Here is a 25,582-nt window from a genome sequence, read left to right on the forward strand (position 1 = left end):
ATTCGATTAGTCACGCATCCCTGCCAGGCAGTAGAGTCCTCAGCACAAGAAAACAACACCCACCGAGGTGAATCCAATGAAACGCTCTGCCGCCCTCTTTTTGTCCCCCGCTTACAGCCGTCGCACTCCGCAAGCCAGCCCGTTATCTGCATCCTGTTGAGGCCCAACGCGCCCCTTCATCTGCTTTGAAAATTTACGCAGTCAAATAATTCCAAAAAGGAAACTGACGTGAACACTCTACCCGCGACTTTACTGCGCAAGGTCTCCTGGCGGCTGCTGCCGTTTCTGTTGCTGATGTACATCATGGCGTTCCTTGATCGTGCCAACGTTGGCTTTGCCAAACAGGCATTCCAGGCCGATACCGGCATCGGCGACGCTGCCTTCGCGTTCGGCGCTGGGGTTTTCTTCGCCGGTTACGCGTTGCTGGAGGTGCCCAGCAACCTGATCATGCACAAGATCGGCGCCCGCCTCTGGATGTGCCGGATCATGGTGACCTGGGGCCTTGTCTCCGCCGCCATGATGTTCGCCCACAACGAAACCACCTTCTACGTTCTGCGCTTTCTGCTGGGTGTGGCTGAGGCTGGTTTCTTTCCGGGCGTAATTCTGTACCTCACCTACTGGTTTCCCAGCGCTTCACGCGGCAAGGCCATGGGTTTCTTCTATTTCGGCGCGCCACTGGCCTTCATCTTCGGCAGCCCATTATCTGGCTTGTTGCTTGAACTGGACGGCTTCATGGGCACCCACGGCTGGCAGTGGCTGTTTGCAGTCGAAGGATTAATGGCGAGCGTGGTCGGTGTCTGGGCCTATTTCTATCTCGACAACCGCCCTGCCGACGCTAAATGGCTTACGCCAGAAGAGCGTCACCAGTTGCAAGCCGTGCTGGATGCCGAGGACAGCCAGAAACAAGCGCACGGCAGCTTGCTGAAAATCCTTTGCCAGCCTGCGGTTCTGTATCTGTGCCTGATTTATCTGCTGATCCAGGCCAGCGTGTATGGCGTGGTTTTCTATCTGCCCAGTCAGGTGGCTGGATTGCTGGGCACTAAAGTCGGCCTGATGGTCGGGCTGGTGAGCGCTGTACCATGGTTATGCGCACTGTTGGCTGCCTGGAAGATTCCGGCAATCGCCGACCGCACCGGCCAGCGTCGCACCGTGGCCGCACTGACCCTGGTGGTCTCGGGACTGGGAATCGCCGCCTCGGTGACCTTCGCCAACCCGATGCTCGGCATTCTTGCGCTGTGCTTCGCTGCCTCGGGTTTTATTGCCGTGCAACCGGTGTTCTGGACATTCCCCGGTAGCTTCCTGGCTGGTGCTGCCGCAGCCGGTGCTATCGCGCTGATCAACTCTTTCGGAGCACTGGGCGGGTTCATTGCGCCGATTCTGAAGAACTGGGCAGAAGCCTCCTTTCATTCTCCGGCAGCCGGCTTGTACGTGCTGGCCGTCACGACACTCATTGCCGCAGCGCTGATCATGGGCATTCGCCCGCCAAGTCAGGCTGTCCCTCGCAAGCAACCGACTTTTCAAGTCTGACCAGGAGGAATTACATCATGGCCATTCCAACCATCAAACATGTTCGCGCCTTTGTCCTGCGCGGAGGTGGCGCCGACTATCACGATCAGGGCGACGGCCACTGGATCGACGATCACATCGCCACACCGATGAGCAAATACCCGGAGTACCGCCAGAGCCGTCGCAGCTTCGGTATCAACGTGCTCGGCACTCTCGTTGTCGAGGTCGAGGACTCGGAAGGCAATATCGGTTTTGCCGTCACCACCGGCGGCGAACCTGCGGCCTATATCGTAGAGAAACACCTGGCACGTTTTGTCGAAGGCGCGAAGGTCACCGATATCGAACGCATCTGGGATCAGATGTATTTCTCCTCCCAGTATTACGGGCGCAAGGGGCTGGTGATCAACACGATTTCCGGTATCGACCTGGCGCTTTGGGATTTGCTTGGCAAGGTCCGCAAAGAACCCGTGCACCAGTTACTGGGCGGTGCAGTCCGCGACGAACTGCAATTCTATGCCACCGGCGCCCGTCCGGACCTGGCGCAAAAAATGGGTTTCATCGGCGGCAAGCTGCCGCTGCACCACGGCCCGGCCGAGGGCGAAGAAGGCCTGCGCAAGAACCTGGAAGAGCTGGCGGTCATGCGCGAGCGTGTTGGCAAGGATTTCTGGCTGATGCTCGATTGCTGGATGAGCCTGGACCTCAACTACGCCACGCGTCTGGCCCAGGGTGCTCACGAGTTTGGTTTGAAGTGGATCGAAGAAGCGCTGTCGCCTGATGACTACTGGGGCTACGCCGCGCTTAAAAAAGCCGTTCCCACCGGCATGCTGGTCACCACCGGCGAGCATGAAGCAACACGCTGGGGGTTCCGGATGCTGCTGGAAATGGGCTGCTGCGACATCATCCAGCCGGACGTCGGCTGGTGTGGCGGGATCACCGAACTGATCAAGATCTCGGCGCTGGCCGACGCCCACAGCGCGATGGTTGTACCCCACGGATCTTCTGTTTACAGCTATCACTTTGTGGCCACGCGTACCAACAGCCCGTTCGCTGAATTCCTGATGATGGCGCCCAAGGCCGACGAAGTGGTGCCCATGTTCCATCCACAACTACTCGGTGAACCGGTCCCGGAAAACGGTCGCATGCGGATTTCGAAACTCGATCAGCCGGGCTTTGGCGTGACGCTGAACCCTGAGTGCCAGCTGCATCGCCCCTACCAGCACTGATTGCGCAATTTGATGCTCGAGCTCGACTCGACAGGAGTCCTTATGAAAATGCCACGTAACGCCTTCAAGGCCGCCTTGGCCAAAGGCGAGCCGCAATACGGTATCTGGGCTGGCTTTGCCACGGGATACGGCGCTGAAATCACCGCCAGCTTTGGCTACGACTGGATGCTCATTGATGGCGAGCACGCGCCCAATACCGTGCCTTCGATCCTTGCCCAGTTACAGGCAGTAGCGCCCTACTCCACCGCGCCGATCGTGCGCGCCGTGAGTCACGACCCGGTGCTGATCAAGCAGTTGCTGGATATCGGCACCCAGACCCTGATGATTCCCATGGTCGAGACAGCTGCGCAGGCTCGCGCGCTGGTACAGGCCACCCGCTATCCGCCACACGGTATTCGTGGCGTCGGCGGCGGTCTGACCCGCGCCACTCGCTGGGACGGCGTGCCCGACTACATCAATACGGCCCATGAAGAGCTTTGCCTGATTGTGCAGGTAGAGTCTCGCGCGGGCGTCGATAACGTCGCTGAAATCGCTGCGGTGGAAGGCGTGGATGCGGTATTCATCGGCCCGGCTGACCTGTCCACGGGGCTGGGCCATATCGGCAACCCGTCTCACCCTGAAGTGCAGGAAAAAATCCGCCATGCGATTGATGCCACCCTTGCGGCTGGCAAGGTCAGCGGAATTCTGGCCCCGGCTGAAGAGGACGCGCGCCGCTATCAAAGCTGGGGCTGCCAGTTCATCGCAGTGGCCATCGACATCAGCCTGATGCGCCAGGCGGCACTCAACAACCTCGCGCTTTATCGTGACGCCACCGAACAACGCCCGGCCTCACGCACCTATTGACTGGAAGGAACCCGACCATGTCTTCAGTACCGGTTTACGAAAACTATATCAACGGCGAATTCGTCCCCAGCGCCGAACACTTTGACGTGCTCAACCCGGCGACCGGCGCAGTGCTCGCCAGAGTCCCTGCCTCGGATTCCGATCAAGTGGATCGCGCCCTTGCCGCAGCCCGCTCAGCCCAGTCGGCATGGGCAAAACGTCCGGCCAACGAACGTGCAGGTTATCTGCGCAAGATCGCCAGCAAGCTGCGTGAAAACGTCGCCCACCTGGCCCGCACCATCACCCTGGAGCAAGGCAAGATCTATGGGTTGGCCGAAGTAGAGGTCAACTTCACCGCGGACTACCTCGACTATATGGCCGAGTGGGCGCGGCGCATTGAAGGTGAAATCATTACCAGCGATCGTCCGGGCGAGAACATCTTCATGTTTCGCAAACCGCTGGGTGTGGTGGCGGGCATCCTGCCGTGGAACTTCCCGTTTTTCCTGATCGCTCGCAAGATGGCTCCGGCGCTGGTTACGGGTAATACCATCGTCATCAAGCCCAGCGAAGAGACACCCAATAACTGTTTCGAGTTTGCCAGACTGGTTGCTGAAACAGACCTTCCTGCAGGCGTTTTCAACGTGGTTTGCGGAGATGGCCGGGTCGGTGCAGCGCTGACATCACATCAGCAAGTGGACATGATCAGCTTCACCGGAAGCGTCGAAACCGGTGCACGAATCATGAGCGCGGCAGCGCCCAACATCACCAAACTCAACCTTGAGCTGGGCGGTAAAGCCCCTGCCATCGTGCTCGCCGATGCGGACCTGGAACTTGCCGTCAAAGCCATTCGCGACTCGCGGATCATCAACACCGGACAAGTGTGCAACTGCGCTGAGCGGGTATACGTCGAACGTGGCGTCGCCGATGAATTCATCGACAGGATCAGCGCTGCCATGGCTGCGACCCGCTACGGTGATCCACTGGCCGACAGCACGGTAGAAATGGGCCCGCTGATCAACCGCCAAGGGCTGGAAAGCGTTGCCGCCAAAGTCAAAACAGCCCAGGCACAAGGCGCCAACCTGATCACCGGCGGCAACATCGCCGACCTCGGCCAGGGCTTCCACTTCCAGCCAACAGTGCTGACGGGTTGCAGCGCTGACATGGAGATCATGCGCAAAGAGATATTCGGCCCCGTGCTGCCCATCCAGATTGTCGATGACCTTGATGAAGCTATTGCCCTGGCCAATGACTGCGAATACGGCGTGACGTCATCGCTGTATACCCGGGACCTGAGCAAGGCGATGTACGCCATCCGTGAAATCGACTTTGGCGAAACCTACATCAATCGAGAAAACTTCGAGGCTATGCAGGGCTTTCATGCCGGTGTCAGAAAGTCTGGCGTCGGCGGCGCGGACGGCAAGCATGGGTTGTATGAGTACACCCATACGCATGTTGTCTACATTCAGGCTTGAAGGTCCTTGGGGGCTTGCTCACAATCCTGATCAAGCCCCCTCTATGCCAGACGGGTTAAAGCAAAGGACGCTGCCTGCACACTGCCCGCTATCGGTAATGTTGACGAATAACCTCTGCCATCTGCAACGCACTGCTACTCGCATTCGGCGAGACGTGAAGTTCGATTGCAAACTCTGGCAGCACAGGCAATCCGGACTCTACCCCAACCTCCTGGAGGCCCTCGGGCACCAGCGAGCGCAGCCACGGCGTCAGGGCCAGGCCACTGCGAACAGTTGATAACGTGGCGTCGACCGAAGCATTTTCAAACACCACGCGCCAACTGATGTGCGATTCGATCAGCAAGGTAAACACGGTTTTTCGAAACGTACAGGTTGGCGTCACGAAGCATAACGGCAAAGGCCGTTGGCGCAGCAGCTCATCCGAGGCGCTCAACCATACCAATGGTTCCGCGTACAGCCGCTCTCCAACACCTTCGCTTTCGGGGCACTGGCGCAGTGTGAGGTCAATCAGCCCCTTCGTGAAATCACTCATCAGATCGAGGGACGAGCCAGTCACGATAGTGACCTCTACGTCAGGATGGTGATGAGCGTAGTTCTTGAGGATCGGTGAAAAATGAGCACCGGCCATGTCGTAAGGCACGCCAACCCGCACGCTTCGGGTGCCGACTATCCCTGTCATGTCCTCGTATAGACTGTCGCTGTGATCAAGTAGACGCCTGGCTTTGGGCAGAAAGTCTGCCCCTCGTTCTGTCAGTTGGGTTCCACCAGGATCACGCACCAGCAACATGCAATTGAAGAAGCTCTCAAGGCGTTTGATCTGCTGGCTGATCCCGCCTTGGGTAAGGTGCAACTGTCGCGCTGCTGCGCTGATGCTGCCTGTCTCGGCAACCGCAACAAATGTACGGATCAAAACGAGATCAATAGTGCGAAGTCTGGACATGGGGGCCATTACAAATATTAATGCCCCCATTATAAACATTCGATATGGCCAGTCATCTCACCGACGTAAATTGACGCTCTCTCACCGGAGTTAGAACCATGATCCCAAGCGGTAATACCATCAACATCGAATCAGCCCTGGCTGAAGTTACTCAGTATTGGTCTCCGCACGTCATCGGCCAGGTTAACGACCAGTACATCAAGGTTGCGAAGCTGAAAGGCGAATTGATGTGGCACGCCCATGCAGATGAAGACGAGATGTTCATGGTGGTCTATGGGACCCTGAAAATTCAGCTGGAGGACCGCGACATCATCCTCAGGCCGGGCGAATTCTGCATCATCCCCAGGCAGGTCAGACATAACCCGGTGGCTGAAGATGAGTGCGGAATCATGCTGATTGAAACGGTCACGACACGGCATACAGGCGATGAAGTCAGCGCCAGAACCGTGCCCATCGAAAGGCAGTTGAGATAGGAATATTCAGCTTCAAGTGACTATCTGAATTTATGCGCGCCTCTCAAACAACACGCAAACTACAGGATTGAAATGCAGTTTATGTAGGAGCTGCCGAAGGCTGCGAAGCATGTATCCTGACACACCGCGATCGCAGCCTTCGGCAGCTCCTACAAGTCCTGTGTTTACTGTGCGACAGCGCGGTGTCATCCCAAATCAAATAGTTGAATAGTTTTTGATCGGACTCATGGATCAAAATCATGCCCCTGACTTGGCCCCCAGTTCTCGCAGCTTCGCCTCAAAATATTGAATCTGCCCCGCATCTTCAGGATCAACGTTACGGACTATCTGCAGCGCCTTGGCGTAGGCGGCTCGGGCTTTGAGCTTGTCGCCTTGAGCCTCGTAAATTTTGGCCAGATTGAAATAGCGCAGTGACACTTTGGGATGGTTCTCGCCAAAGCTCGCAAGATCGCTGTTCAATGCTTTCGTGAGGAAAACTTCGGCCTGATCGTATTGGCCTAGTCCTCGATAAGCATCGCCAATATTGTTCCAGCGCACGGCAATTACCGGATGCTGCACGCCATACAGCGGCGCATCAATATCCAGCGCCTGTTGAAAAAGTGGCAAAGAGGCTTTGTAGTCGCCCTGAAGGTTGTAAGCATTGCCTAGGTTATTCAGTGCCACGGCAACCGAATGGTCACGCTCACCGGATAGCCGTTTTCTCAATGCGAGGTTTTTACGCAGATTATCGAAGGCCTCGTCATAACGGCCGAGCTTGCTCAGTGTCGTTCCCAGATTGTTATAGCTATCGGCAGTTTGCAGGTTGTCCGCACCAAATGCGGAAAGCCGCATCTTCAAGGCTTTCTCATGACAGCTAATGGCAACCTGATAATTGCGTTGTCGCTCGTTGAAATACCCGAGGTTGTTCCAGTAATTCGCCTGCTGGGTAATCGACGCCTGACCGTCCTTTTTAACGATCTCGAGTGCCTGAGTCACCAGCCGTATAGCGGCTTGATCGTCGCCCAGCATCGACACAGCCAAAGCCTTTACATTCAAGGCCTCGGTGTCAGTCGGGTCCGACTTGAGCACCCTGTCTGACTCCTCTATCGACGCCCGGTATTGCTCAGTTGAGAACAGACGTATCGCCTCATCGCTCGCGCCGGGCTTTGCCGCCTGCGCGTAAAGCATCACGAAGAGCATAGGCAGAGTCAGCAAAGTCTTAAAAGCTCGAATACGCATAATGTTCCTTACGACGAACCTGGCACAACATGAGTTTTCAGGGTTTGAGGCACAAAGCTTCAACTTCCAGTTACGCCGCCCCATAAGAAGTATGAAAATACAGCAGTGACAAGTTAGATGGTAGCTTTCGGCTCGATAGGAGATCATGGTCAGCGCGATTCAGCTAAAGACCAAAGGATTCGCTGTTAGAATTCCCGCCGAATCACTCAAGAATCACAAGCTGAGCAGAAACATGAACCGCCAGAAAAAACTACAGCAGCTATTCAAGGCAAAAGCCAAAAAGGCCAGTGCCAAGCTGGCACCCAAAAAACCTAAATACATCAGCAAGGCCGACCGGTTGAAGCTTGACGCTGAACCTGATCAGGAAGTCGTCGCGCCTTCCGAAGGTTGATAGATGGCTGCGAGAACGGAGGTTGATCATGCATCCAGCTACATGATCAACACGCACTCGACCGATCGGCCCTGAGTCAGCCAGCAACTCGACAGTTACTTGGCAAACACGTATTCCCCACCCTGCTCCAGCGCCCTGCGATAAGCGGGTCTTTCCTGGAAACGTTGTACCCACGCCGCCACATTCGGGTACGGCTGCAACTTGCCCTGCGCCTTGGCCAACTCGCCGATGAAGCTCATCTGGATATCCGCACCGGTCAATTCTTCACCCACCAGAAACGGCGTCAGCCCCAGTGCTTCGTTGAGATAGCCCAGATAATTGGCCACTTCCGATTCGATACGCGGATGCAGCGGCGAACCGGCGTCACCCAGGCGACCTACGTAAAGATTGAGCATCAACGGCAGCATCGCCGAACCTTCAGCAAAGTGCAGCCATTGCACGTACTCATCGTAAGTAGCGGTTGCCGGGTCCGGCTGCAAACGGCCGTCGCCATGGCGGCGGATCAGGTAATCGACAATAGCGCCGGACTCAATGATCACGTGAGGACCGTCTTCAATCACCGGGGATTTACCCAGCGCGTTGACAGCCTTGAGCTCAGGTGGCGCGAGATTGGTTTTCGGATCGCGCTCGTAGCGCTTGATTTCGTATGGCAGGTCGAGCTCTTCGAGCAGCCACAGGATGCGCTGGGAGCGCGAGTTGTTGAGGTGATGGACCGTAATCATGAAAGCTCCGTTGCTCGACAGTGAAAGGTCTATAAAGAGACTCCGCACAACAGCGATAGTTGTAACGTTGAACAGAAGTATGCGGCAGTCATCTGGCCTGACCGCATCAGGACAAACAATGCTTCCGGAAGCCTGACGTTGCCGGAACCGCCTGGACGTCAGTGCGCCCGCTTTAGTATCCGTGCTGCAAGACAAGCCTGAACCGAAGCTTTTAACCCACCAGAAGTCAACCGGGATCACTGGAACAGATCGTGATTGCGCAATACTGCAGAGAGGCAGGAAAATCCAGACACACACATGGAAAAATGCCTGATCTATCACCCTGCCCGGTCGACACGATCCTGCAATGAGGAGTACGGATGCATCTTATTGATCGTTACCTGCCTGACTACCAGTTCAGTGAAACCCACTTGCTGGAAAGCTCAGTCAGTCCGGCCCGGTTAATGGCTGAGGCCGTTAACTATCGACCTGAAAATGACCGGTTTTTTCGCTACGCCATTCAGTTACGCGAGCTACCCATGCGATTGTTTCAGCGCTCGGCATCAAGCGCTAAAGCGAGTTTCGGGATGGACAACTTCACCCTGCTGCATCGCGATGGCGACACCGAAGTCGTCTACGGACTGGCAGGAAAGTTCTGGCAGGCTGACTTCGGTCAGGCTCCTGTGGCCGATGCAGAAGCCTTTCAACGTTTTTGTGAGGCGGGCAGCGTCAAACTTGCGCTCAGTTTTACTTGCCAGCACCTGGAGTCAGGGCTAACCCGGATAACCACTCAAACGCGGGTGCATTGCCTGGATCATCAGGCGCTCAAACGTTTCACGCCGTATTGGTACGCAATACGGCCAGTGAGCGGCATGATTCGTCGACGTATGCTTCAGGCAATTGTCCGGAGATCTTTAGAGGGTGGGCACTGATTGAAAGCTGTCTGGTGACGTCTCGGCCAAGGGAAGTTTCAAGACCGCCTCCCAGATAAACGAGCGCTCACTGCGTCATGCTCCAGTCACAGCCAGCAATTCGCTTATCCAGCGAACCTGCCGCGCAGCGTCTTCCAGCTTCTCCTCGGGCAGCGCCTGCCGAGCCCGGGCGAAGTGGTTCAGGGTTTGCTGCTTATGACGCAGCATGCGGCGCCACTTGAGCAGAAAAGCCGGGCTGCGAGCCTTCATCTGTAGCGGGCCGAAGTACAGTTCCTCGGGGGTGTAGACCACAGGCCCAGCGCGCTCGGCAACGATGACTTCGTAGTCGAACCGGTTTTCCCGCAGTACTTCCTCACTAAGGATGCAATAACCGTTTTCCATCAGCCACTGGCGCAGCGGCCGCTCGCCGCCGTTGGGCTGCAGGATCAGACGCTCTTCGCCAGTCAAATGGGCTTTGCCTTCTTCAAGAATGTCGCGGATCGTCTCGCCGCCCATGCCGCAGATGCTGATGGCCGTAATCCCGTCTTCCGGCTGGATCGCAGCCAGACCATTGGCCATGCGTACGGTGATCAATTGGTCCAGATCGTTCTCACGAACCGTGCGTTCGGCCGCGCGGAACGGAGTCAATGCCACCTCCCCCGCCACTGCCGCCGCAATAGATCCGCGGCGCATCAAGGCGACCGGCAGGTAACCGTGATCCGAGCCGATATCGGCCAGTCGCGCCCCCGCAGGCACATGCGCCGCGACGCGCTCCAGGCGCCTGGACAATGTCTGTTCGTTCAACTGCAGCCCCTTTCACCGCTGACATCCAGCACGAATCACCGGACAGGGGCGCGATTCTGGCGAGCAATGCAGCGCATATCAACCCTGGAATTGCGCAGAACCTGTGGGAGCTGCCCCGGTGTCGCTACACCACGCTGTCGCGCAGCAAACACGGGACCTGTAGGAGTGAGCTTGCTCGCGATTCGATCTGTTGGTCGATGAATATATTGCCTGTGCTGAAGCTATCGCGAGCAAGCTCACTCCTACAGAAAATGCATTCCAGATCAGGTAGTTATTTCTTGTTTGATAGGAGCTGAGCTTGCTCGCGATAGGGCTGAACGCGCCCCGGCTGACAACTGTGTTGCCAGCATCGCGAGCAAGCTCGGCGCCCACAAAACCGATCAGACCTGTGGAATCAGGCCGACGCAGTTGCTACATGACCATCGATATCCAATAGCGAGGCATAAAAGTCCGGCCGTGATAGCTGCAGATGTTCACGCGTACCGGCCCATCGTGTGACGACGCAAGCCAGAATCTCGACAGCACCTGGATTGTCAGGGCGCCACGCCGCCGTGCCCCCAAATACATCGCTAAACGTCTCCCAGTGTCCGTACAACCGGGACTTTGCGCCGTTAACCAGTTGCTGCAAGTGATCCGGGTTCCCGTCAGGCAACCAGCGCTCCGGGTAATCGATGATGCCGATGGCTGCGTAACAGTTTGAGGCGATGTACACCAAACCGCGGAGTTGTATAGCTCGTTCAGACGGGTTCAGGGACAATAGCCCCGAAGCAGGAAACTCCAGTCCGAGACAGGTCAATATCGCCGCGCTTTCAGTCAGCACAGTGCCATCGGGTAAAACCAGAGTGGGCACTTGCAGTAGCGGATTAATCCGTCGCAGCTCATCCCTGCCACTGCCCTCCTCCCAGGAACTGGCTGCCACCAACCGGTAGTCGGCGCCGCAATATTTCAGTGCTATCTCGATAGCTGCGGAACCAGAACCCTCTACTCCGAAAAGCGTGTACATGCCTCAACCCTCCATTGGTCGTAAGTGAGAGTATTAGTTAGCAGCGATTACATACTCCTGGCCACTAGCTGCTCTCCTGGCGCGCAGTCATTGTTGCCAACTGACAGCCAGCGTTGACGTATCATAGACGTTCGCTTACGCACGGATTTCATAATGATTAGCCAGTCCCCACCCTCCACAACGCGCTCCTGGGCATTTTGGTGCAAACCGGCGGTGTTTCTGCTGGTGGCCGTCATCGGCCTGTACTACGTCAAGTGGTCACCTTATTACCTCAAGTCGTTCATCGCCGCCGATACCCATAGCATTGGCGGCTCGATCCTCAACGATAATCTGACGTCGCCGTTGTTGGCTGCGCTGACTTATGCCCAAGTGTATTTTCTGGCGATCTGGAAGGCTGCCGTTCTGGCGATCATCCTTGGCTCGTTGGTACAAGTGCTTATTCCCCGCGACTGGTTGCTGCGCGCGTTTGGAAAAGCGGGCTTGGGCTCTACGCTGCGGGGGAGCTTGTTCGCTCTGCCGGGCATGATGTGCAGCTGCTGCGCGGCCCCCGTGGCGGCCGGGCTACGGCGACAGAACGTGTCGGAGGGTGCGGCGTTGGCGTTCTGGATTGCTAACCCGGTACTTAACCCCGCTACCTTGATCTTCATGGGCTTCGTACTCGGCTGGCAGTTCACCGCCCTGCGCCTGGTGGCAGGCGTTGGACTTGTGCTCGGTGCGTCTTTACTCGCCCAGCACATGTCGCGACCAGAGGCGCTGCCGAAAGCGGCTGTGGATGCTGTTGAGGTGGCCACTGCCGCAGATACCCGCAGTCTCCCGGTGCAGTGGTTACGCACGATGTGGCAGTTGTTCTGGACCACCATCCCGATCTACGTGCTGGCGGTGCTGATCCTCGGAGCGGCACGGGTATGGTTATTCCCTCACGTTGATGGAGCAATGACCGATAGCTGGCTATGGCTGGTGCCACTTGCTGTCGTGGGCACTTTGTTTGTGATCCCCACCGCGGCAGAAATTCCTATCGTGCAGGCCCTCATGGGGGTCGGCTTGGGTACAGCTCCAGCAGTAGCGCTATTGATGACGCTGCCGAGCGTCAGCCTGCCGTCGCTATTGATGCTGCGCAAATCCTTTGATCGTCGGGTGCTGGTGGCCGTCGCATTGCTGACCATGCTGGTGGGCATTATCAGCGGCGTCATCGCGGCGCTGGTCTTCTAGAAAGGCGCAGGCGCCGCTGGGTTCACGCGTGGCGGCGCTGCAGTAAATAATCCCTGACGGCGGCCTGATCACCGGCAAACTCGATACGCCCGGACTTGCTGTCACGCTGGTAGGCGTACATCGGGTCATAGTACTCGGTGAGCAATTGCTCGATCCATTGCCGATGAGCGTCCACCAGCCCCGTTGCCTGCTGCATCTGCAGGGCGCTATCCATAATCACCGCCAGGCGATTGTAGCGCTCTCCCCCCAGGCGCCTGAGGTTGCTGGCCAGACTCTGGCGCAGGCGTTCGGCGAACGCATTGAATCCTTCCTCCGCGCCATGGACAGCGACAAAATCTGCGCACAGGTCGATAACGTAATCCTTGAGGATCCGTTCAACCCGACTCTCGACGCTGTCTTGCAGCCACACCAGAGGCGCGGCTTGCATCTGCCGAAACAGCGAAAGAGGCACTGCACGGCTGCCAATAGCGCGACCTTCGTCCTCGAGTACGAAATGTTCGGCACCGCGATGGCGTTTCTTCAGGATGTCCACAGCCAGGGCATTTTCAAAGTCGATCTGCCCGGGCTGAGCACTGACACGTTTGCCGAAGCTGGAGCCGCGATGGTTCGCGTGGCCTTCGAGGTCGAGGGCGTTACTCAACCCCGCCAGCACTTCAGTCTTGCCGGACCCGGTCAAGCCCCCGACCACGACCATGTCACACTCCTGAACGGCGCACTCGATGGTGTCGATAAGGAAGGTGCGCATTGCCTTGTAACCGCCTGACACACGCGGGTAAGGGATACCGGCGATGTCTTTCAGCCACTGCTGGGTGATCTGCGACCGCAGGCCACCGCGAAAGCAATACAGATAGCCTTCCGGCTGACAGCGGACGAACTCAGCCCAGCCTTCAATACGTGCTTCTTTGGTAGCCCCGGACACCAACTGATGCCCCAACTCGATGGCGGCCTGCTGTCCCTGTTGTTTATAGGCCGTGCCGACGGCCTCACGCTCGGCATCGTTCATCAGCGGCAGGTTAACGGACTGCCCAAAGGCCCCTTTCGCAAACTCCACGGGCGCGCGGACGTCCATCAGCGGGATATCGTTTAAAAAAATATGGCGCAAGTCGGCGCTGTTCTCGCGCATCAGAACACCTCGACGGCGTTAGCCTGGCGCTCGATCAGCGTGCCTATGGGGCGCAAACTCAGTCCCAGGTCGGTGGCGGTCTGCAGAAACTGCGTTTGCCCCTCTGGGGCTACGGCTACAAGGAGGCCGCCACTTGTTTGCGGGTCGCAGAGCAGATGTTTCTGCCATTCGGTCAATTTGCCGATGCGGCCCCCGTAACTGTCAAAGTTGCGCAGCGTGCCTCCCGGTACGCACCCTTGCTCAAGGTAATAATCGACACTGGCCAGGCGCGGCACGGCACTGGCCTCGATACGTGCGGTCAAGCGGCTGCCGTCGGCCATTTCCACCAAATGACCCAGCAGGCCGAAACCGGTGACATCGGTCATCGCGGTGACCCCGGCAAGCTTGCCGAAGCGGCTGCCGATCGTGTTGAGCGTGCACATCTGGTCCCGCGCCACGCCAATGTCGGCGTCGCGCAGCAGGCCTTGTTTCTCGGCGGTGGTTAGCACACCGATCCCCAATGGTTTGGTCAGATAAAGCGTACAGCCCAGGGTGGCCGTGTCGTTACGTTTCATGAAACGCTTTTCGACCAGCCCCGTCACCGCCAGGCCAAAGATTGGTTCTGGCGCATCAATGGAGTGTCCACCGGCGAGCGGGATGCCCGCAGCGTCACAAACTGCACGGCCACCGCGAATCACTTCACGAGCGATTTCGGGAGCAAGCACGTTGACCGGCCAGCCGAGAATGGCGATGGCCATGATTGGATCTCCACCCATGGCATAGATATCGCTGATAGCGTTAGTCGCGGCAATACGGCCGAAATCGTAGGGGTCGTCGACGATAGGCATGAAGAAATCGGTAGTTGAGACGACTCCGCGCTCTTCATCAATGGCGTAGACCGCCGCATCGTCACGCGACGCATTACCCACCCAAAGCTTTGGATCGAGATTTTGTGCGCCGCTGCCAGCGAGGATCACCTCAAGCACTTGAGGCGATATCTTGCAACCGCAGCCGGCGCCGTGGCTGTATTGGGTCAAACGAACCTTTGCGCTCATTGGATGCCACTCTGCGTGTAAAGGGTGGCAGTCTAACAGAGGCAAAGAACAACAGATTGCGCGGACTCATCACGCTGACGCAGCCCTTGCACTGCTTCTCGGGAAACATCAGCGCTTGCGGCAAATCCTCCCATGTAGCATTAACGAGGCGCTGAGCTGCGGCAGGCCGACGGTCAGGCGACTCGCCATTGCGGTGCTCGACGTAGATCAATCGGCTCCCGAACTGGAACTCGCATAACCAGACGCCCGACGGAGCGCGCCAGTGTCCGAGCATGGATTCGGTTAACAGGTTGATGGCCATGTTGAGCGCTTTGCAGAACGAAAGGTGCTTAGGTTAACTGCTCAGTACCCAGCCTGGGAATCAAGTCAACCCTTGCGACCGACCCTTCACCAGCACATCAATTGGCAGAGCATTCCAAATCGAACAGCGCGCCTTCAGTCATCACATTCGTGCGGTGTTGTGCTGCCGTCACCGACGCAACTGGCGAGTTCAGTTCAGCCGAAGCTCTAAGCCGGTTGAAACACCAGGCTGTCAAAGTTCGAATCGGATCCGCCGCTCGCGACGCTGCGCTTCCGGCAGCGTCTCGCCGCGTCGAACCGCTGCGAGCAACTGTTCGACGCCCATATGGATGGCATCGGCAGGCACATTGCACGGTTTGAAGTTGGGCACGTTGTCGAGACCCTCGCGGTGTGCGCGAATGATTTTGACGTCCTGCTGAATCACGATGTGCGTGTACAGATGAATGAACGGACGCAGTATTCGCAACACCCAGCGCGGCATCGGAAAACGGTAGGCGATGTAGGTGTAGACGCGTGACTGGCGATCATTGACCGGGGTGATCTGGCTGATGATCAGAAAGCCTGAGCGTGCGCCCCACAAGTAATCACAAAAGGTCACATTTGGCGCCAGGAAGCGATCCGTGTGCACCAGTGGCTCAGCGTCCGGGTTGGTCAGCCATTGCATCAGGCCGATCTCGTCGACCTCATCGTGATAGACGACCTCGATGCTCTGCGCCTTGCAAGCCAGCGTCGCCTCCATTGCGCGACCGCTGCTCGACCGAAAAATACCTTCATGAACGAACACCGTGTGCGGCACATCCAGAAAGTTCTGCACCAGACTGCCTACATCGGCGTCAAAGGTGTTGATCATGAAATAGGATTGCCACGGACGCTCGCCATAGGCGGGAAGCCGGAAAATCGGTGTGTCGCGAGCATCGCCCGTACCGGTGTACACCCAGACCAGCCCATCCTGCTCGCACACCGAAAAATGGCGCTGCCTGTAGCGATAACCGGGCGACTTCGGTTCGCCCTGCTCGGCATCCACGCTGGGAATATGCACCACGTGCCCGGTCGCGTCGTAGCGCCAGCCGTGATACGGGCACACCAGGCAGTCATCGGTGATTTTACCGGCCGACAGCCGGGTACCTCGGTGCACGCACTGGTCGAGCAGCGCCGCCGCCTTTCCGCTGCGCTGGCGAAACAGGACGATGTTCAGGCCGAGAATCGTCGCACGGTAAGGTTTGCCGTTGCGCAATTGCTTTTGCGTGCACGCCACATACCATTGCTCGCGCGTGCCATCGCCACGTGTCTCGGTGTCAGGCGTGTCGATGTCGCTGCTCAAACGTGCGGGCATTCAGGTTCTTCCGTGATTGCAAGGAGGGCATTGGCCGTGTCCAGTCGACTGATCAAAGCGCGCGGTTTGACGTCGCCCGCACGAATGCCGGTTGCCTCCGCCGCGCGTTGCAGCAACGCTGCGAGTTGTTGCGCGCCGCCACTCACCAGACGCACACGTACCGGTCCCAACTGACCCAGCGTGCGCGCATGACCATAGTGAAAGGAGCTTTGCAACGCTGTGTCGATGTCGTTTGCCAATACCTCGCAGGGTATCGCCGATGATGTCGACACAAGGGCTACATAATGCGGCGGTGTGTTTCTGGAGTCAGGAATCAGGCATGCGCTGTCTGCACTGTCGATGCACTGCGCCAGAACACCCTCGACAAGCTGTTCATCCAGTTTCTCACCCACCAGATCGCAGGCACTTGCGCTGCGCCCGACAAACTCTACCCGCGGCGTATCGCCCTGTTTGCCGACCACGCGTACCCGATCACCCAAGGCATACCGGTAAAGACCCGCCCCGGTGGTCAGCAACACTTGCGCGGTTTCGCCCATGCGTAGCGAGTGAGCGCCTTTCGGCAGACCGTCGTCACCGACGAATTCCAGATAATGACTGCCAATCGCCAGCGGGCAGCCCGCCCCTTCGCCAAACGGCACACTGACCACGCCTTCGGTGGCGAACAGGCCTTTTGGCAACCAGCGTGCCTGAGGAAAACGCGTCGCCAGTTGCGCCGCGTACCCACGACTAGGCCCGTCCATCCAGCAACTGACCGCTGCCAGACGCGGCCATAGCTCAGTGAATACTCCTTGAGCACGGGCATGGCGCAAGGCTTGTTTGCGCGGCGCTGGCAGCATTGCTTCGAGCCAGTCACAGGTCTGCCGGCTTTCGGGGTTTTCGGTGTCGAGCAAAGGTTGTAGCAGGCTGCTCAGAAACGTCGGGCTCCACACGCTGATAATGCTCAGGTCGGCATCGGCAACCAGGGCAAGCAGCGTTTGCCTGCGCCAGTGCACAACGTCATGAGCCATGTCGGGGATCAGCAGAGTGCCCGCCAGCCCGGCAATTGCACTGCCTTGCAGGTATTGCAGATCGCTGACACTGCCAATCGGTATGCCATTGGCGCTTATCGCAGATTGCTGCAAGGGCGGCGACATTGACCAATAGCCGCTGCCGTGGCTGATTTCCGGAACCTGGCGGTACATGTCAGCCAGCCAGACCGTCAACGAACCCTGCAACTGGGCAAGAAATTCCCGCGTGTAGGGGATGTGTTTCTGCAGCGCGCTATTGCCGCTGCTGCGCTCGAAAAACAACGGTGGGCTGTTAGTAAGCACCGCGCCGCTGTCGTGCTGCGCCTGTTCGACCCAAGGCTGCAGTTGCGCGTAAGTGAATGGCGGCACCTTGTCCCGAAAGTCGCTGGCGTTGCGAATCCCGGCAAAGTCATGGGCACGGCCAAACGCACAATCGCGATTGGCAGACAACATGCCCAGCAACAAACGCTCCTGAGCCTGCTCAGGTTGCTTGAACTGCGTCTGCCACTGGTCCAGTACGGCGTGCGTACTGTCAATGAATGACTGCCAGAGCGCTCTCTTTACGTCGCCATCGGTCTGCATCAAAAATAGGTCTTGTCGAGACTGGACAGGTCATCGGGCAATCGCTGCGGCGGCGTGAACACCTGGAGCCAGCCGAACCACAGTGGCCGGGTTTCCTTGAGGTTCGATGCCGCATGCATGTGCTGCCAGTGCATCTGCGAATGACGGTGGTGAGTCAGGTTGTAATTGAAGTTGAGGAATGCCCAGCGAACCAAACGCGGCGCACGCATGTTGTAGGCACCTTCGACGACATCTATCGGGGTACGCATGTGGTAGACCCACTGCAGTGACGACCAGGAAAAACCAAACGCGATGTAGGTAATCAGCACCACTTCCCAGGTCCAGCCAAACAGATACGCGCACGCCAGCCACACGATAATGCCTGCGATAACTTCCTTGCGGATACGCCGAAAGTCGTTGATGGAGAAGTCTTTGAACGCCGCTGCATAAGTGTTGACCTCACCACTTTGCGACCAGCGATCGGCCACGCGCGGGGGCAGCAAAGGCAGCAGCAGGCTGCCGATGAACGCCGCCAGCCAGATACCGCCAAGCACTGCAAAATAGTATTCCAGGCGTTTGCGCAGCAACGATTCATCCGGCATGGCGAAGTCCGCCAGCTCAGCACGCGTACGGTTTCGCGAGTGATGCCCTAGGTGGTTGATGTGGATCAGCGTCGCGGAGGCGCCAAACAGGGTGGAAGCCCAGCACATCATCAGGTAATTGGTTGTCTTGTTGCTGTGCGCGAGACTGTGAAACGCCTCATGCATCATCGAGAACACGCCTTGCATGACCAGACAGAACGGAATCAGGATCAGCCATTTCCACGCACCTGCGTCGGTGTGTGACAGCCATGTGAGGGTCCCGCCCCAGAGCAGCGTCTGGAGGGCCAGCACCGCCAGATTTGCCGTGTCGAAACGGCGTGCTGGCAAAATATCCTTATAAGTGCGCATAAAGTAACCACATGTAAAAATGCAGAGTATACCTGCCTGCGCATGCGGAAGTTTATTCGGCAGTTTCAAGCCTGCCGGACTCTGGCACACTGTGCGCCCTGATCATCACAGTAAGCCGGGCACCATGTCGCTGTTCAAACGCATCCTCTCACGACGCTCGGCGGCACAGCTCTCCCCGCAGGTTATCGCTTACCGCTCGATACGCTTTACCTTCGATGACAGCATCCCACGTTACTGGCACGCAGGTCGGGCGCACACCACGCGCTTTTTCGACTGCCTGTCGTTCATGTTCCCTCAGGGGGAAAGAATCTTCATCGAAAGCGTGGTGCATTTTCGCCACAAGCTCGCCAAGGGCAGCGCGCTCGACAAGGCCGTCGACGACTTCATCTATCAGGAAGCCTCACACATGCGCGAGCACCGCGCCTACAACCAGCGGCTTGGCGCACAAGGCGCGCCGGTCGAAAAGCTGGAACGCATGCTGCTGCGGCGTAGAAAGGAAAGCGAGCGGCTACCGGCCAGCTTCCGGCTGGCACTGACCGCCAGCCTTGAACACATCACCGCGATACTGTCCGATCAGCTTTTGCGTAACCCGGCCTACCTCAAGGACGCCGACCCGACAATGGTTGGCCTGTGGCGCTGGCATGCGCTGGAAGAGATCGAGCACAAGGCAGTTGCCTATGACGTGCTGTGCACCGTCGAGCACAACCCGGTATGGCGTTACCTGCTTCGCTGTGTGGCGATGATCAGCCTGTCGGTGTATTTCACCTTCGATCTCGCATACTTCACCTATCACTTGGTGCACGGCGACAAACAACACCGCAACTGGCGTGAATGGCTGCGTTTGCAGTGGTGGCTGTTCGTCAATCCGGGCCTGCTTTCGCGCATCGTGCCTGCCGGGCTGTTCTGGTTTTTGCCCGGCTTCCACCCCAACCGCATCGATACCCGCGAGCTTCTCGACAGCGCTCGCCAGGCGCTCGATGAGCGGCGTTGAGCGCAGGGTTCAGGGCCAATCCGCATGACTAATATCTGGACACCCGAGGGCTTTGACGACTGGCAAAGCCATTTCCCGGCTACAGACTTCGTGCGCCCGCCTGCAGCGCTGGACTGGACCGAACTGTTCCTCAAAAGCTGGCGAACGCCCCCGTCCACCCTGCCGAAGGACACACTGGTGGTGCTGGTCGCAGGGCTTTATTCGGAATTCATACTCTATTGCAATCGGGCCTGTGCGCGGTCGCTGAAGTCTGAGGGCTACGAGGTTCTGCGCATGCCGGTGCGGTCTTCGCGCGGGGTCATTGCGCAGGGCGAACACATTGCAACGGTACTCGGCAAACGCCTCAGACCCAGGCAGCGATTTGTGGTGCTGGCACACAGCAAAGGCAGTCTGGATACGCTGGCGACGCTGACCCAGAACCCGGCCTTGCTCGACGCCTGTGACGGCATCGCGCTGGTGCAACCGCCCGTTGGCCCCTCGCCGATCATTGACGACTTGCTGGGCTACAGCACTCGTGACACTGGCCCGGGTTATCGCATGGACAGGTTTCGTCAGGCGATGGTCAACAGCACACTGCTAGCCGAGGGTACACGGGACATCAGCAGCCACCGCGACCCGCAGGTCGCCAACATGCTGTCCGCCCTGCCCGACACGCTGCACTGTGTACATGTTGTCAGTTGGTCTGCGGTGCGGCGCTCACGCTTCGACACACACCATCAACGCCTGAACGCCCTGCGTCCGGGGCATGCGCATGATGGCCAGTTCTATATGGAAGACCTGGCAATACCAGGCCTGCCGCAAATCTGCCTGCCGGATGTGGATCATGGCCAGCCAATACTGGGCGGCGCCGGGTTTGATCCGGCAAGGTTCTGGCGAACGTTGCTGGAAGTCCTGCACCAGACCGTGCCGGTCAGAACCGATCACACCAGATAGATCTCGAACCCCGGAACACCCGTCGCACATGCCTCGGTAAAAACAGGGGTGTTGCTGCCGCAGGGAGCCGTGTAGAGGTCCATCGGCAGGGACACACTGCGATAACGGCGCATCGCCGGCCACAGCGGGTCATGGTCGTACAGGCAAAGCTGCATCAATGAATAATCTTTGCGCACCTGCGCCCAGGCAGCATCCAGCAAAGCGGCAAACACGTGGGGATCACGCTGTCGAACCTGTAGGTGGGTCAGGTAGATATCTCGCAGGGCGTTACCCGGCGAGGCAATGCCCGGTCGGCCGGCCAGCGGTGCGATCGCGTTGAAGCCCAGGCGCAGCAACTGTTGGGCCACGGGCATTTGCTCGACAACGATCCGTTTTATCTTTCCTGCATCCCATGGCGCCACACAGCCAAGCAGGTTATCGCGCTCGTCGACCGCCAGCAAAAACGAGCCAATGCTGAAGTCAGGCCAATGGCTGAGCCTGCGCTCGAATTCCGCCTCGCTGAACACGCAGCCGAACGATTGCCGGGAAGACTCGCTGTCGAGAAACGCCCTCAGTGCATCCATATGTCGCGGCTCGGCGTGGATCACTTGCACCCCGGCGCACGTGCGAGGTGCGCTGCTCAAACCGCGCTGGCCATACACCGAAACATTGCTGTAGCCACGCCAGTGGGCCAGTTTCAGAGGGTTGGCACGCCGTCGTCCTAGCAGCGACTGAATGGCCAGCGGGTTATCGCGAATGATGCAGCAGTACGCTTGCTGCACGCTTGTCTGCAGGGACAGATCGGCGAGACGCGTCTGGACTTCTGCCATCCATGAGCGGGACAGCCTGCGGTCAGGCATCAACCGTAAATCACCCAGATAGGCGACCGGTTCAGCGCTGCCCTGCAGGTAACCATCGCGTACCACCAGACTGGCCGAGCCGCGCAGCTCGCCTTCTGGACTTTGGGCAACCCAGGTCCGGTGATCGGCGGAATGGCAGTGATGCAGGGCAAAGTAATCAGGACTGCGGTCAAAGCGCAGTGGCATGCTGCCGCGCATGGCGTGACGCTGTTGAAAGTCCAGAAGCTGCGAGTTGTCCGCCGGACCCGCCTGACGAATCAGCACGTCGAATGCTGCTCGGCCATGATCAGGCGTCGCGCCAGCGGCCGCAGGTTTTCAGGCGTAAAGCGGCACAGGCAAACCAGCTCGTCGCCCTTGGCATAACCAGGGTTTTTTTGCAGAAAGTAGGCAACGTCCGGCAACCTCGCATGATTTTCCGACACTTGTGCAAGCTCTGCGGTCAGCCGCCCCTGCGGAGTCTTGAAGGACAGCAGGCCGGTGGCAGGGTCGTAGGCATCGCCAAAACGCGTATACGCCAGGTGATCCATCAAGGCCTGCACATGAGGTTCGGTCAAATGCCCCGCACGAGGGGCGTAATCCAGTACCATCGCCCGCAGATAGCGATAAGTCCGATGCCCTTTGCAGATCAGAAACCAGTACAGGGGCACGTCGGGAGCCTGACGCCACAGGTCGCCAATCAGTCGGGACCAGGCGAAAGCGAGCTGCTGGCTGCCCCAGTGTTCAGGAGTAATGATGGTGTCGCCGGAGAAAATGAACCTGCCGGGCTGGTTGTCCCAGTGCATTTCAAACAGCTTCAGCGTCGAAAAGCCCATGATCGTGTCGCAGGCGTCACGCAGCACGACGCAGTGGGTCTTGTCGTCAAGATCCTGCTTGAACCGTAACAGACAGGTATCCTGATAACAGGCGGAATAAATCTCGAACATCCGATCAATATCACTCGGTTGCAGATCGGAGCGCTGTACAGCAGTCGCGCACAAACTCATGGAGGCCTTCGATGTATGGATACACAATGACCGGATTCTGAATGGCCGGGCAGCTGAGGGCAATGAATCTGTCAGCTCAATTCAATGCCTCACCGCCTCTGCAATCATCATTGCGCACCTGTCAGCCTGGCTGACTTTCCGCTTGCGCACGTATCAAATGAACCAGGCTTTATCCTGACAGGCTTTGCCCACATGCACCCTCCTCACTCCGCCGCTTCCAGCGTTGATCGGCCTGTTACCTGGCTGATGATGTACCTGTTGGTCACCGGCCTGCTGTACTTTCTGGTCACGCATGTACCCATGGGTTCTGTGCAGCTTGTGCAGCCCGGAATTGTCGACGCTCACGTTCCCCTTCTCCCGTTCACGCTGCCCCTGTACCTCAGCTACACCATGGTCATGCCGGTGCTCGTGTACATGGGGCGTCAGTCGACATGGCTGCTGCCGGCGTTCTTTGCCGGTGCCCTCGCGGCGGGCTTGTGTCTGGTCTGCCATCTGTTTTGGCCAACCATGATCCTGCGCCCTGAAACCGGCTCTGCCTGGCTCGACTGGCTGTACCGGCTCGATGCTCCACTGGCCGCCTCGCCCAGCGGGCATGTGGCATTGCCTGTAGCAATCAGCGTCGCAATGGCTGGCTTGCGACTGCAAAAAGCCTGGATATTTACCATCTGGAGTGTGGTGCTGATGCTGACGGTAATGACCACCGGGCAGCATGTGTTTACCGACATGGCCTATGGCGCGGCCATCGGTGTCGCCTGCGGCGTGGCGACGCTGATCTTCAAGCACTATGCGGTGGACATGCGCACCTTGTCGGCTCTGTTGCTCGAGTGGCTGTGCATCCTGGTCACGATCCGCGTCGCGCTTCACCTCGCAGACTGGCGTTTTTACCTGCTGGCCATGCTTATCGTTGCAGCACGCCAGCACGCGCTGTTCGTGCTGTATCACGACGCTACCCACTACAACCTGACCCGGCGACGCAGCACCAACGACTTTCTGACCAACCTGGCGATCGGTGTTCCAGGCCTGGTGCCCATCGAATTCTATCGCCCGCTGCACCTTGAGCATCATCAGCACGCCGGGACCGAGCAGGACCCGGAGCGCCGCTTCCTCTATTTCCGTCAGCCGTGGCGTTTTCAGCCGTTGAGCGCAAAGCTACTGACGAAACAACTGCTGGGTGACCTGCTGATGGTCAATACGCTGCGCAACATCGCGGCCTACAAGGCTGCCGGTGGCGCGCCGCCCAGGCTCACCCGGCCTTTGCTTGCCGCAGCGCTGGTCTGGCTGATGATTGTGGCCTGCCTTGTCTGGCAATGCTCGATCCAGGAAGTGGGCTTGCTGGCGATGCTGTGGTTCATCCCCCTGATCACCCTGGGCACTCTGCTGCAGAAAATTCGCAGCATTGCCGAGCACAGCGGCGGCCCCGGCGTCACGCCCGGCTGGCAGGAATGGACATACGCCTGGCGCGTGGGCTGGCTGGGGCGGTTCTTCATCTGGCCGTACAACATCAACCTGCATCTGCAGCATCACCGCACAGCGAGCATCCCCTGGCATTCCCTGCCCGGCGCCGTCGGCAAAGACGAGCACCTTCTGCCGTCACGGGCATTGCCGTCGCTGATGTGGTCAGGGCTGCGGCGCAAATCCTGATGCGTATTCGGCATCCGATTCCTGCTCCATTCAGTCGCCCACCTGGCCTTCCAGCAGCTCGGCAATGGCGATACGGCTCATGGCGTCTTCCGAGGCTTTGAGGCAGTTATCTGCCAAAAGCAGCCACTTCAAGTACCGCTCTGGCGCCCCTCAACCACCTCACCCTGCCCCCTCAACACCGTGATATCCCGCTTGGGCGGTACGCCGAACAAGCGGCTGTATTCACGGCTGAACTGAGACGGGCTTTCGTAGCCGACTTTGAATGCCGCTGTAGATACATCCTTGTGTTCGTTAAGCATCAGACGCCTTGCCTCGTTCAACCGTAGCCATTTCTGGTACTGCAAAGGGCTCATTGCGGTGAGCTGGCGGAAGTGATGGTGAAAGGTTGCAGCGCTCATTTGCACCTGGGCCGCCAGTTCGTCGACGCGGAGCGCGGAGGTGTAATTCAGTTTCAGCCAGTCGATGGCTTTGGCTATGCGATAGCCCTGGCCATCAACGGCTGTGATCTGTCGCAGCCTGTTCGCCTGGTCGCTCATCAATAGCCGGTAGTGAATTTCGCGCTTGATCAGCGGGGCGAGAATCGCAATGGCGTCGGGCTCCTCAAGCAGCGCCAGCAAGCGCTCGAAGGAGGCCAGCAAGGCATCGGTCACTGTGCCGATGCCGACGCCCCCCACCACGGATTTATCGCGGACCGGCGACAGACCGCCCTGCGCTGCCAGTTCAGCCAGCATGCGCACATCCAGCTTCAGTGTCAGCCCAAGGCAGGGTTGCTCCGGGCTAGCGGCCAGCACTTCGGAATTGGCGGGCAAATTCAGCGAGGTGATCAGGAAACGCGACGGGTCGTACGGATATCCCTCGCCACCGACCCACAGCTGCTTCTCGCCCCGGGCGACAAGAATGATGCTCGGCTCGACCATGCACACCACAGGTGGCGACGGGTGCTCACGACGGAAGAAGCCAAGCCCTTCGATGGGCGTACCGAAATCACCCGGACGGTCGATCCGGTCGCCAATGATCCGCGCCAGCTTTTCCTGTGCCGACGAGTGTTGAGCAGCAGTGTTTTTATTGATCGCCATATTCGTCTCGCGTCTCTTCACTGAACTCTAACCCGGCGGCATTCAGGCGTCCTGCAAAAAAACAGAGACTCAGAGGATCAGGCAAGTAAGTCAGTGGAATGCACTACAGAGCCTGCCGCCATACCGGGAAAATGATCA

24 protein-coding genes are annotated in these 25,582 nt (G+C 58.4%); 11 read left to right on the forward strand and 13 right to left on the reverse strand.

The genetic code is table 11. The annotated features are described in order from the left end of the window. Positions 1–228 precede the first annotated feature (228 nt). From RX972_RS20675 to aldA, 4 genes are read left to right on the forward strand one after another with little or no spacing between them, the layout of a single operon-like run. The gene (locus RX972_RS20675) at positions 229–1,527 is read left to right on the forward strand and encodes an MFS transporter (RefSeq protein ID WP_027899278.1); all 1,299 of its coding nucleotides are present in this window, start codon (positions 229–231) and stop codon (positions 1,525–1,527) included. Positions 1,528–1,544: 17 nt separating this feature from the next. Beyond that, a complete protein-coding gene (gene rhmD / locus RX972_RS20680) occupies positions 1,545–2,729 on the forward strand; it encodes an L-rhamnonate dehydratase (protein ID WP_027899279.1) in 1,185 nt (394 codons plus the stop codon). 42 nt (positions 2,730–2,771) lie between these two features. Further along, positions 2,772–3,572: an HpcH/HpaI aldolase family protein gene (locus tag RX972_RS20685; RefSeq protein ID WP_263271382.1), complete on the forward strand. Its 801-nt coding sequence runs from the start codon at positions 2,772–2,774 to the stop codon at positions 3,570–3,572. A 17-nt stretch (positions 3,573–3,589) separates the two neighbouring features. Next, entirely contained in the window at positions 3,590–5,023 is a 1,434-nt protein-coding gene (aldA, locus tag RX972_RS20690; protein ID WP_316878009.1) for an aldehyde dehydrogenase, read from the forward strand. A gap of 88 nt (positions 5,024–5,111) precedes the next feature. Here the strand turns inward: aldA and RX972_RS20695 are convergent, their stop codons facing one another. Beyond that, positions 5,112–5,963, reverse strand: a complete 852-nt coding sequence (locus RX972_RS20695; protein ID WP_316878010.1) for a LysR family transcriptional regulator — start codon at positions 5,961–5,963, stop codon at positions 5,112–5,114. Positions 5,964–6,061: 98 nt separating this feature from the next. Here RX972_RS20695 and RX972_RS20700 point away from each other — a divergent pair, with 98 nt between their 5' ends. Next, the gene (locus RX972_RS20700) at positions 6,062–6,436 is read left to right on the forward strand and encodes a cupin domain-containing protein (protein WP_231677223.1); all 375 of its coding nucleotides are present in this window, start codon (positions 6,062–6,064) and stop codon (positions 6,434–6,436) included. Positions 6,437–6,673: 237 nt separating this feature from the next. On the opposite strand, the gene RX972_RS20705 is transcribed toward RX972_RS20700, so the two are convergent. Next, positions 6,674–7,801, reverse strand: coding sequence for a tetratricopeptide repeat protein (locus RX972_RS20705; protein ID WP_316878013.1), 1,128 nt, complete (start codon positions 7,799–7,801; stop codon positions 6,674–6,676). An 85-nt stretch (positions 7,802–7,886) separates the two neighbouring features. Here RX972_RS20705 and RX972_RS20710 point away from each other — a divergent pair, with 85 nt between their 5' ends. After that, entirely contained in the window at positions 7,887–8,045 is a 159-nt protein-coding gene (locus tag RX972_RS20710) for a DUF2986 domain-containing protein (protein ID WP_122807705.1), read from the forward strand. A 95-nt stretch (positions 8,046–8,140) separates the two neighbouring features. Here RX972_RS20710 and RX972_RS20715 read toward each other — a convergent pair whose 3' ends face one another. After that, positions 8,141–8,767: a glutathione S-transferase gene (locus RX972_RS20715; RefSeq protein ID WP_316878015.1), complete on the reverse strand. Its 627-nt coding sequence runs from the start codon at positions 8,765–8,767 to the stop codon at positions 8,141–8,143. Positions 8,768–9,126: 359 nt separating this feature from the next. Between RX972_RS20715 and RX972_RS20720 the strand changes: the two genes are divergently transcribed. Then, a complete protein-coding gene (locus RX972_RS20720; protein WP_316878017.1) occupies positions 9,127–9,678 on the forward strand; it encodes a hypothetical protein in 552 nt (183 codons plus the stop codon). A gap of 75 nt (positions 9,679–9,753) precedes the next feature. Here the strand turns inward: RX972_RS20720 and RX972_RS20725 are convergent, their stop codons facing one another. Together RX972_RS20725 and RX972_RS20730 are read right to left on the reverse strand one after the other, a co-directional pair. Then, the gene (locus RX972_RS20725) at positions 9,754–10,461 is read right to left on the reverse strand and encodes a tRNA (adenine(22)-N(1))-methyltransferase (protein WP_316878019.1); all 708 of its coding nucleotides are present in this window, start codon (positions 10,459–10,461) and stop codon (positions 9,754–9,756) included. Positions 10,462–10,855: 394 nt separating this feature from the next. Next, positions 10,856–11,464, reverse strand: coding sequence for a glutathione S-transferase (locus tag RX972_RS20730; protein ID WP_316878021.1), 609 nt, complete (start codon positions 11,462–11,464; stop codon positions 10,856–10,858). A gap of 153 nt (positions 11,465–11,617) precedes the next feature. Here RX972_RS20730 and RX972_RS20735 point away from each other — a divergent pair, with 153 nt between their 5' ends. Further along, complete coding sequence (locus RX972_RS20735) at positions 11,618–12,673, forward strand: permease (RefSeq protein WP_231677220.1); 1,056 nt, start codon at positions 11,618–11,620, stop codon at positions 12,671–12,673. A gap of 22 nt (positions 12,674–12,695) precedes the next feature. On the opposite strand, the gene mnmH is transcribed toward RX972_RS20735, so the two are convergent. The 5 genes from mnmH to RX972_RS20760 all read right to left on the reverse strand — a co-directional run bounded on the left by mnmH (position 12,696) and on the right by RX972_RS20760 (position 18,981). After that, a complete protein-coding gene (mnmH, locus tag RX972_RS20740; RefSeq protein ID WP_027899294.1) occupies positions 12,696–13,796 on the reverse strand; it encodes a tRNA 2-selenouridine(34) synthase MnmH in 1,101 nt (366 codons plus the stop codon). Continuing rightward, the gene (selD, locus tag RX972_RS20745; RefSeq protein ID WP_255886269.1) at positions 13,796–14,830 is read right to left on the reverse strand and encodes a selenide, water dikinase SelD; all 1,035 of its coding nucleotides are present in this window, start codon (positions 14,828–14,830) and stop codon (positions 13,796–13,798) included. The genes mnmH and selD overlap by 1 nt, the downstream gene beginning before the upstream one ends. A 532-nt stretch (positions 14,831–15,362) precedes the next feature. Beyond that, the gene (locus tag RX972_RS20750; RefSeq protein WP_316878027.1) at positions 15,363–16,463 is read right to left on the reverse strand and encodes an aromatic ring-hydroxylating dioxygenase subunit alpha; all 1,101 of its coding nucleotides are present in this window, start codon (positions 16,461–16,463) and stop codon (positions 15,363–15,365) included. Further along, positions 16,448–18,052, reverse strand: coding sequence for a GH3 auxin-responsive promoter family protein (locus tag RX972_RS20755; RefSeq protein WP_316878070.1), 1,605 nt, complete (start codon positions 18,050–18,052; stop codon positions 16,448–16,450). Before RX972_RS20755 ends, RX972_RS20750 begins: the two co-directional genes overlap by 16 nt. Further along, positions 18,052–18,981: a fatty acid desaturase family protein gene (locus RX972_RS20760; RefSeq protein ID WP_122807711.1), complete on the reverse strand. Its 930-nt coding sequence runs from the start codon at positions 18,979–18,981 to the stop codon at positions 18,052–18,054. The genes RX972_RS20755 and RX972_RS20760 overlap by 1 nt, the downstream gene beginning before the upstream one ends. A 124-nt stretch (positions 18,982–19,105) precedes the next feature. Here RX972_RS20760 and RX972_RS20765 point away from each other — a divergent pair, with 124 nt between their 5' ends. Both RX972_RS20765 and RX972_RS20770 read left to right on the forward strand, forming a co-directional pair. Then, positions 19,106–19,972 carry a metal-dependent hydrolase gene (locus tag RX972_RS20765; protein ID WP_316878029.1) on the forward strand — a complete coding sequence of 289 codons (867 nt, stop codon included), beginning with the start codon at positions 19,106–19,108 and terminating at the stop codon, positions 19,970–19,972. A 24-nt stretch (positions 19,973–19,996) separates the two neighbouring features. Further along, a complete protein-coding gene (locus tag RX972_RS20770; protein ID WP_316878031.1) occupies positions 19,997–20,905 on the forward strand; it encodes a hypothetical protein in 909 nt (302 codons plus the stop codon). Here the strand turns inward: RX972_RS20770 and RX972_RS20775 are convergent. Next, complete coding sequence (locus RX972_RS20775; RefSeq protein WP_316878032.1) at positions 20,893–22,008, reverse strand: hypothetical protein; 1,116 nt, start codon at positions 22,006–22,008, stop codon at positions 20,893–20,895. The genes RX972_RS20770 and RX972_RS20775 overlap by 13 nt on opposite strands. After that, the gene (locus RX972_RS20780; RefSeq protein ID WP_027899302.1) at positions 22,002–22,667 is read right to left on the reverse strand and encodes a hypothetical protein; all 666 of its coding nucleotides are present in this window, start codon (positions 22,665–22,667) and stop codon (positions 22,002–22,004) included. Before RX972_RS20780 ends, RX972_RS20775 begins: the two co-directional genes overlap by 7 nt. Positions 22,668–22,919: 252 nt before the next feature. Here RX972_RS20780 and RX972_RS20785 point away from each other — a divergent pair, with 252 nt between their 5' ends. Beyond that, positions 22,920–24,368: a fatty acid desaturase gene (locus RX972_RS20785; protein WP_316878034.1), complete on the forward strand. Its 1,449-nt coding sequence runs from the start codon at positions 22,920–22,922 to the stop codon at positions 24,366–24,368. A 128-nt stretch (positions 24,369–24,496) separates the two neighbouring features. On the opposite strand, the gene RX972_RS20790 is transcribed toward RX972_RS20785, so the two are convergent. Further along, on the reverse strand, positions 24,497–25,444 hold the full coding sequence (locus RX972_RS20790; RefSeq protein ID WP_099269754.1) for an AraC family transcriptional regulator: 948 nt from the start codon (positions 25,442–25,444) through the stop codon (positions 24,497–24,499). Between the last annotated feature and the right edge of the window lie 138 nt (positions 25,445–25,582).

The organism is Pseudomonas syringae group sp. J309-1 (genome assembly GCF_032582135.1).
Classification (GTDB): Bacteria; Pseudomonadota; Gammaproteobacteria; order Pseudomonadales; family Pseudomonadaceae; genus Aquipseudomonas; species Aquipseudomonas quasicaspiana.

What these genes read in the sequence shown, in the direction of transcription:
- RX972_RS20755 (WP_316878070.1), bottom strand. Translation starts at nt 18,052, where the DNA reads ATGCAGACCGATGGCGACGTAAAGAGAGCGCTCTGGCAGTCATTCATT.
- RX972_RS20735 (WP_231677220.1), top strand. Translation starts at nt 11,618, where the DNA reads ATGATTAGCCAGTCCCCACCCTCCACAACGCGCTCCTGGGCATTTTGG.
- RX972_RS20770 (WP_316878031.1), top strand. Translation starts at nt 19,997, where the DNA reads ATGACTAATATCTGGACACCCGAGGGCTTTGACGACTGGCAAAGCCAT.
- RX972_RS20780 (WP_027899302.1), bottom strand. Translation starts at nt 22,667, where the DNA reads ATGTTCGAGATTTATTCCGCCTGTTATCAGGATACCTGTCTGTTACGG.
- RX972_RS20705 (WP_316878013.1), bottom strand. Translation starts at nt 7,801, where the DNA reads ATGATCTCCTATCGAGCCGAAAGCTACCATCTAACTTGTCACTGCTGT.
- RX972_RS20715 (WP_316878015.1), bottom strand. Translation starts at nt 8,767, where the DNA reads ATGATTACGGTCCATCACCTCAACAACTCGCGCTCCCAGCGCATCCTG.
- RX972_RS20790 (WP_099269754.1), bottom strand. Translation starts at nt 25,444, where the DNA reads ATGGCGATCAATAAAAACACTGCTGCTCAACACTCGTCGGCACAGGAA.
- selD (WP_255886269.1), bottom strand. Translation starts at nt 14,830, where the DNA reads ATGAGCGCAAAGGTTCGTTTGACCCAATACAGCCACGGCGCCGGCTGC.
- RX972_RS20700 (WP_231677223.1), top strand. Translation starts at nt 6,062, where the DNA reads ATGATCCCAAGCGGTAATACCATCAACATCGAATCAGCCCTGGCTGAA.
- RX972_RS20730 (WP_316878021.1), bottom strand. Translation starts at nt 11,464, where the DNA reads ATGTACACGCTTTTCGGAGTAGAGGGTTCTGGTTCCGCAGCTATCGAG.
- rhmD (WP_027899279.1), top strand. Translation starts at nt 1,545, where the DNA reads ATGGCCATTCCAACCATCAAACATGTTCGCGCCTTTGTCCTGCGCGGA.
- mnmH (WP_027899294.1), bottom strand. Translation starts at nt 13,796, where the DNA reads ATGCGCGAGAACAGCGCCGACTTGCGCCATATTTTTTTAAACGATATC.
- RX972_RS20785 (WP_316878034.1), top strand. Translation starts at nt 22,920, where the DNA reads ATGCACCCTCCTCACTCCGCCGCTTCCAGCGTTGATCGGCCTGTTACC.
- RX972_RS20695 (WP_316878010.1), bottom strand. Translation starts at nt 5,963, where the DNA reads ATGTCCAGACTTCGCACTATTGATCTCGTTTTGATCCGTACATTTGTT.
- RX972_RS20750 (WP_316878027.1), bottom strand. Translation starts at nt 16,463, where the DNA reads ATGCCCGCACGTTTGAGCAGCGACATCGACACGCCTGACACCGAGACA.
- RX972_RS20710 (WP_122807705.1), top strand. Translation starts at nt 7,887, where the DNA reads ATGAACCGCCAGAAAAAACTACAGCAGCTATTCAAGGCAAAAGCCAAA.
- RX972_RS20765 (WP_316878029.1), top strand. Translation starts at nt 19,106, where the DNA reads ATGTCGCTGTTCAAACGCATCCTCTCACGACGCTCGGCGGCACAGCTC.
- RX972_RS20685 (WP_263271382.1), top strand. Translation starts at nt 2,772, where the DNA reads ATGAAAATGCCACGTAACGCCTTCAAGGCCGCCTTGGCCAAAGGCGAG.
- RX972_RS20760 (WP_122807711.1), bottom strand. Translation starts at nt 18,981, where the DNA reads ATGCGCACTTATAAGGATATTTTGCCAGCACGCCGTTTCGACACGGCA.
- RX972_RS20720 (WP_316878017.1), top strand. Translation starts at nt 9,127, where the DNA reads ATGCATCTTATTGATCGTTACCTGCCTGACTACCAGTTCAGTGAAACC.
- aldA (WP_316878009.1), top strand. Translation starts at nt 3,590, where the DNA reads ATGTCTTCAGTACCGGTTTACGAAAACTATATCAACGGCGAATTCGTC.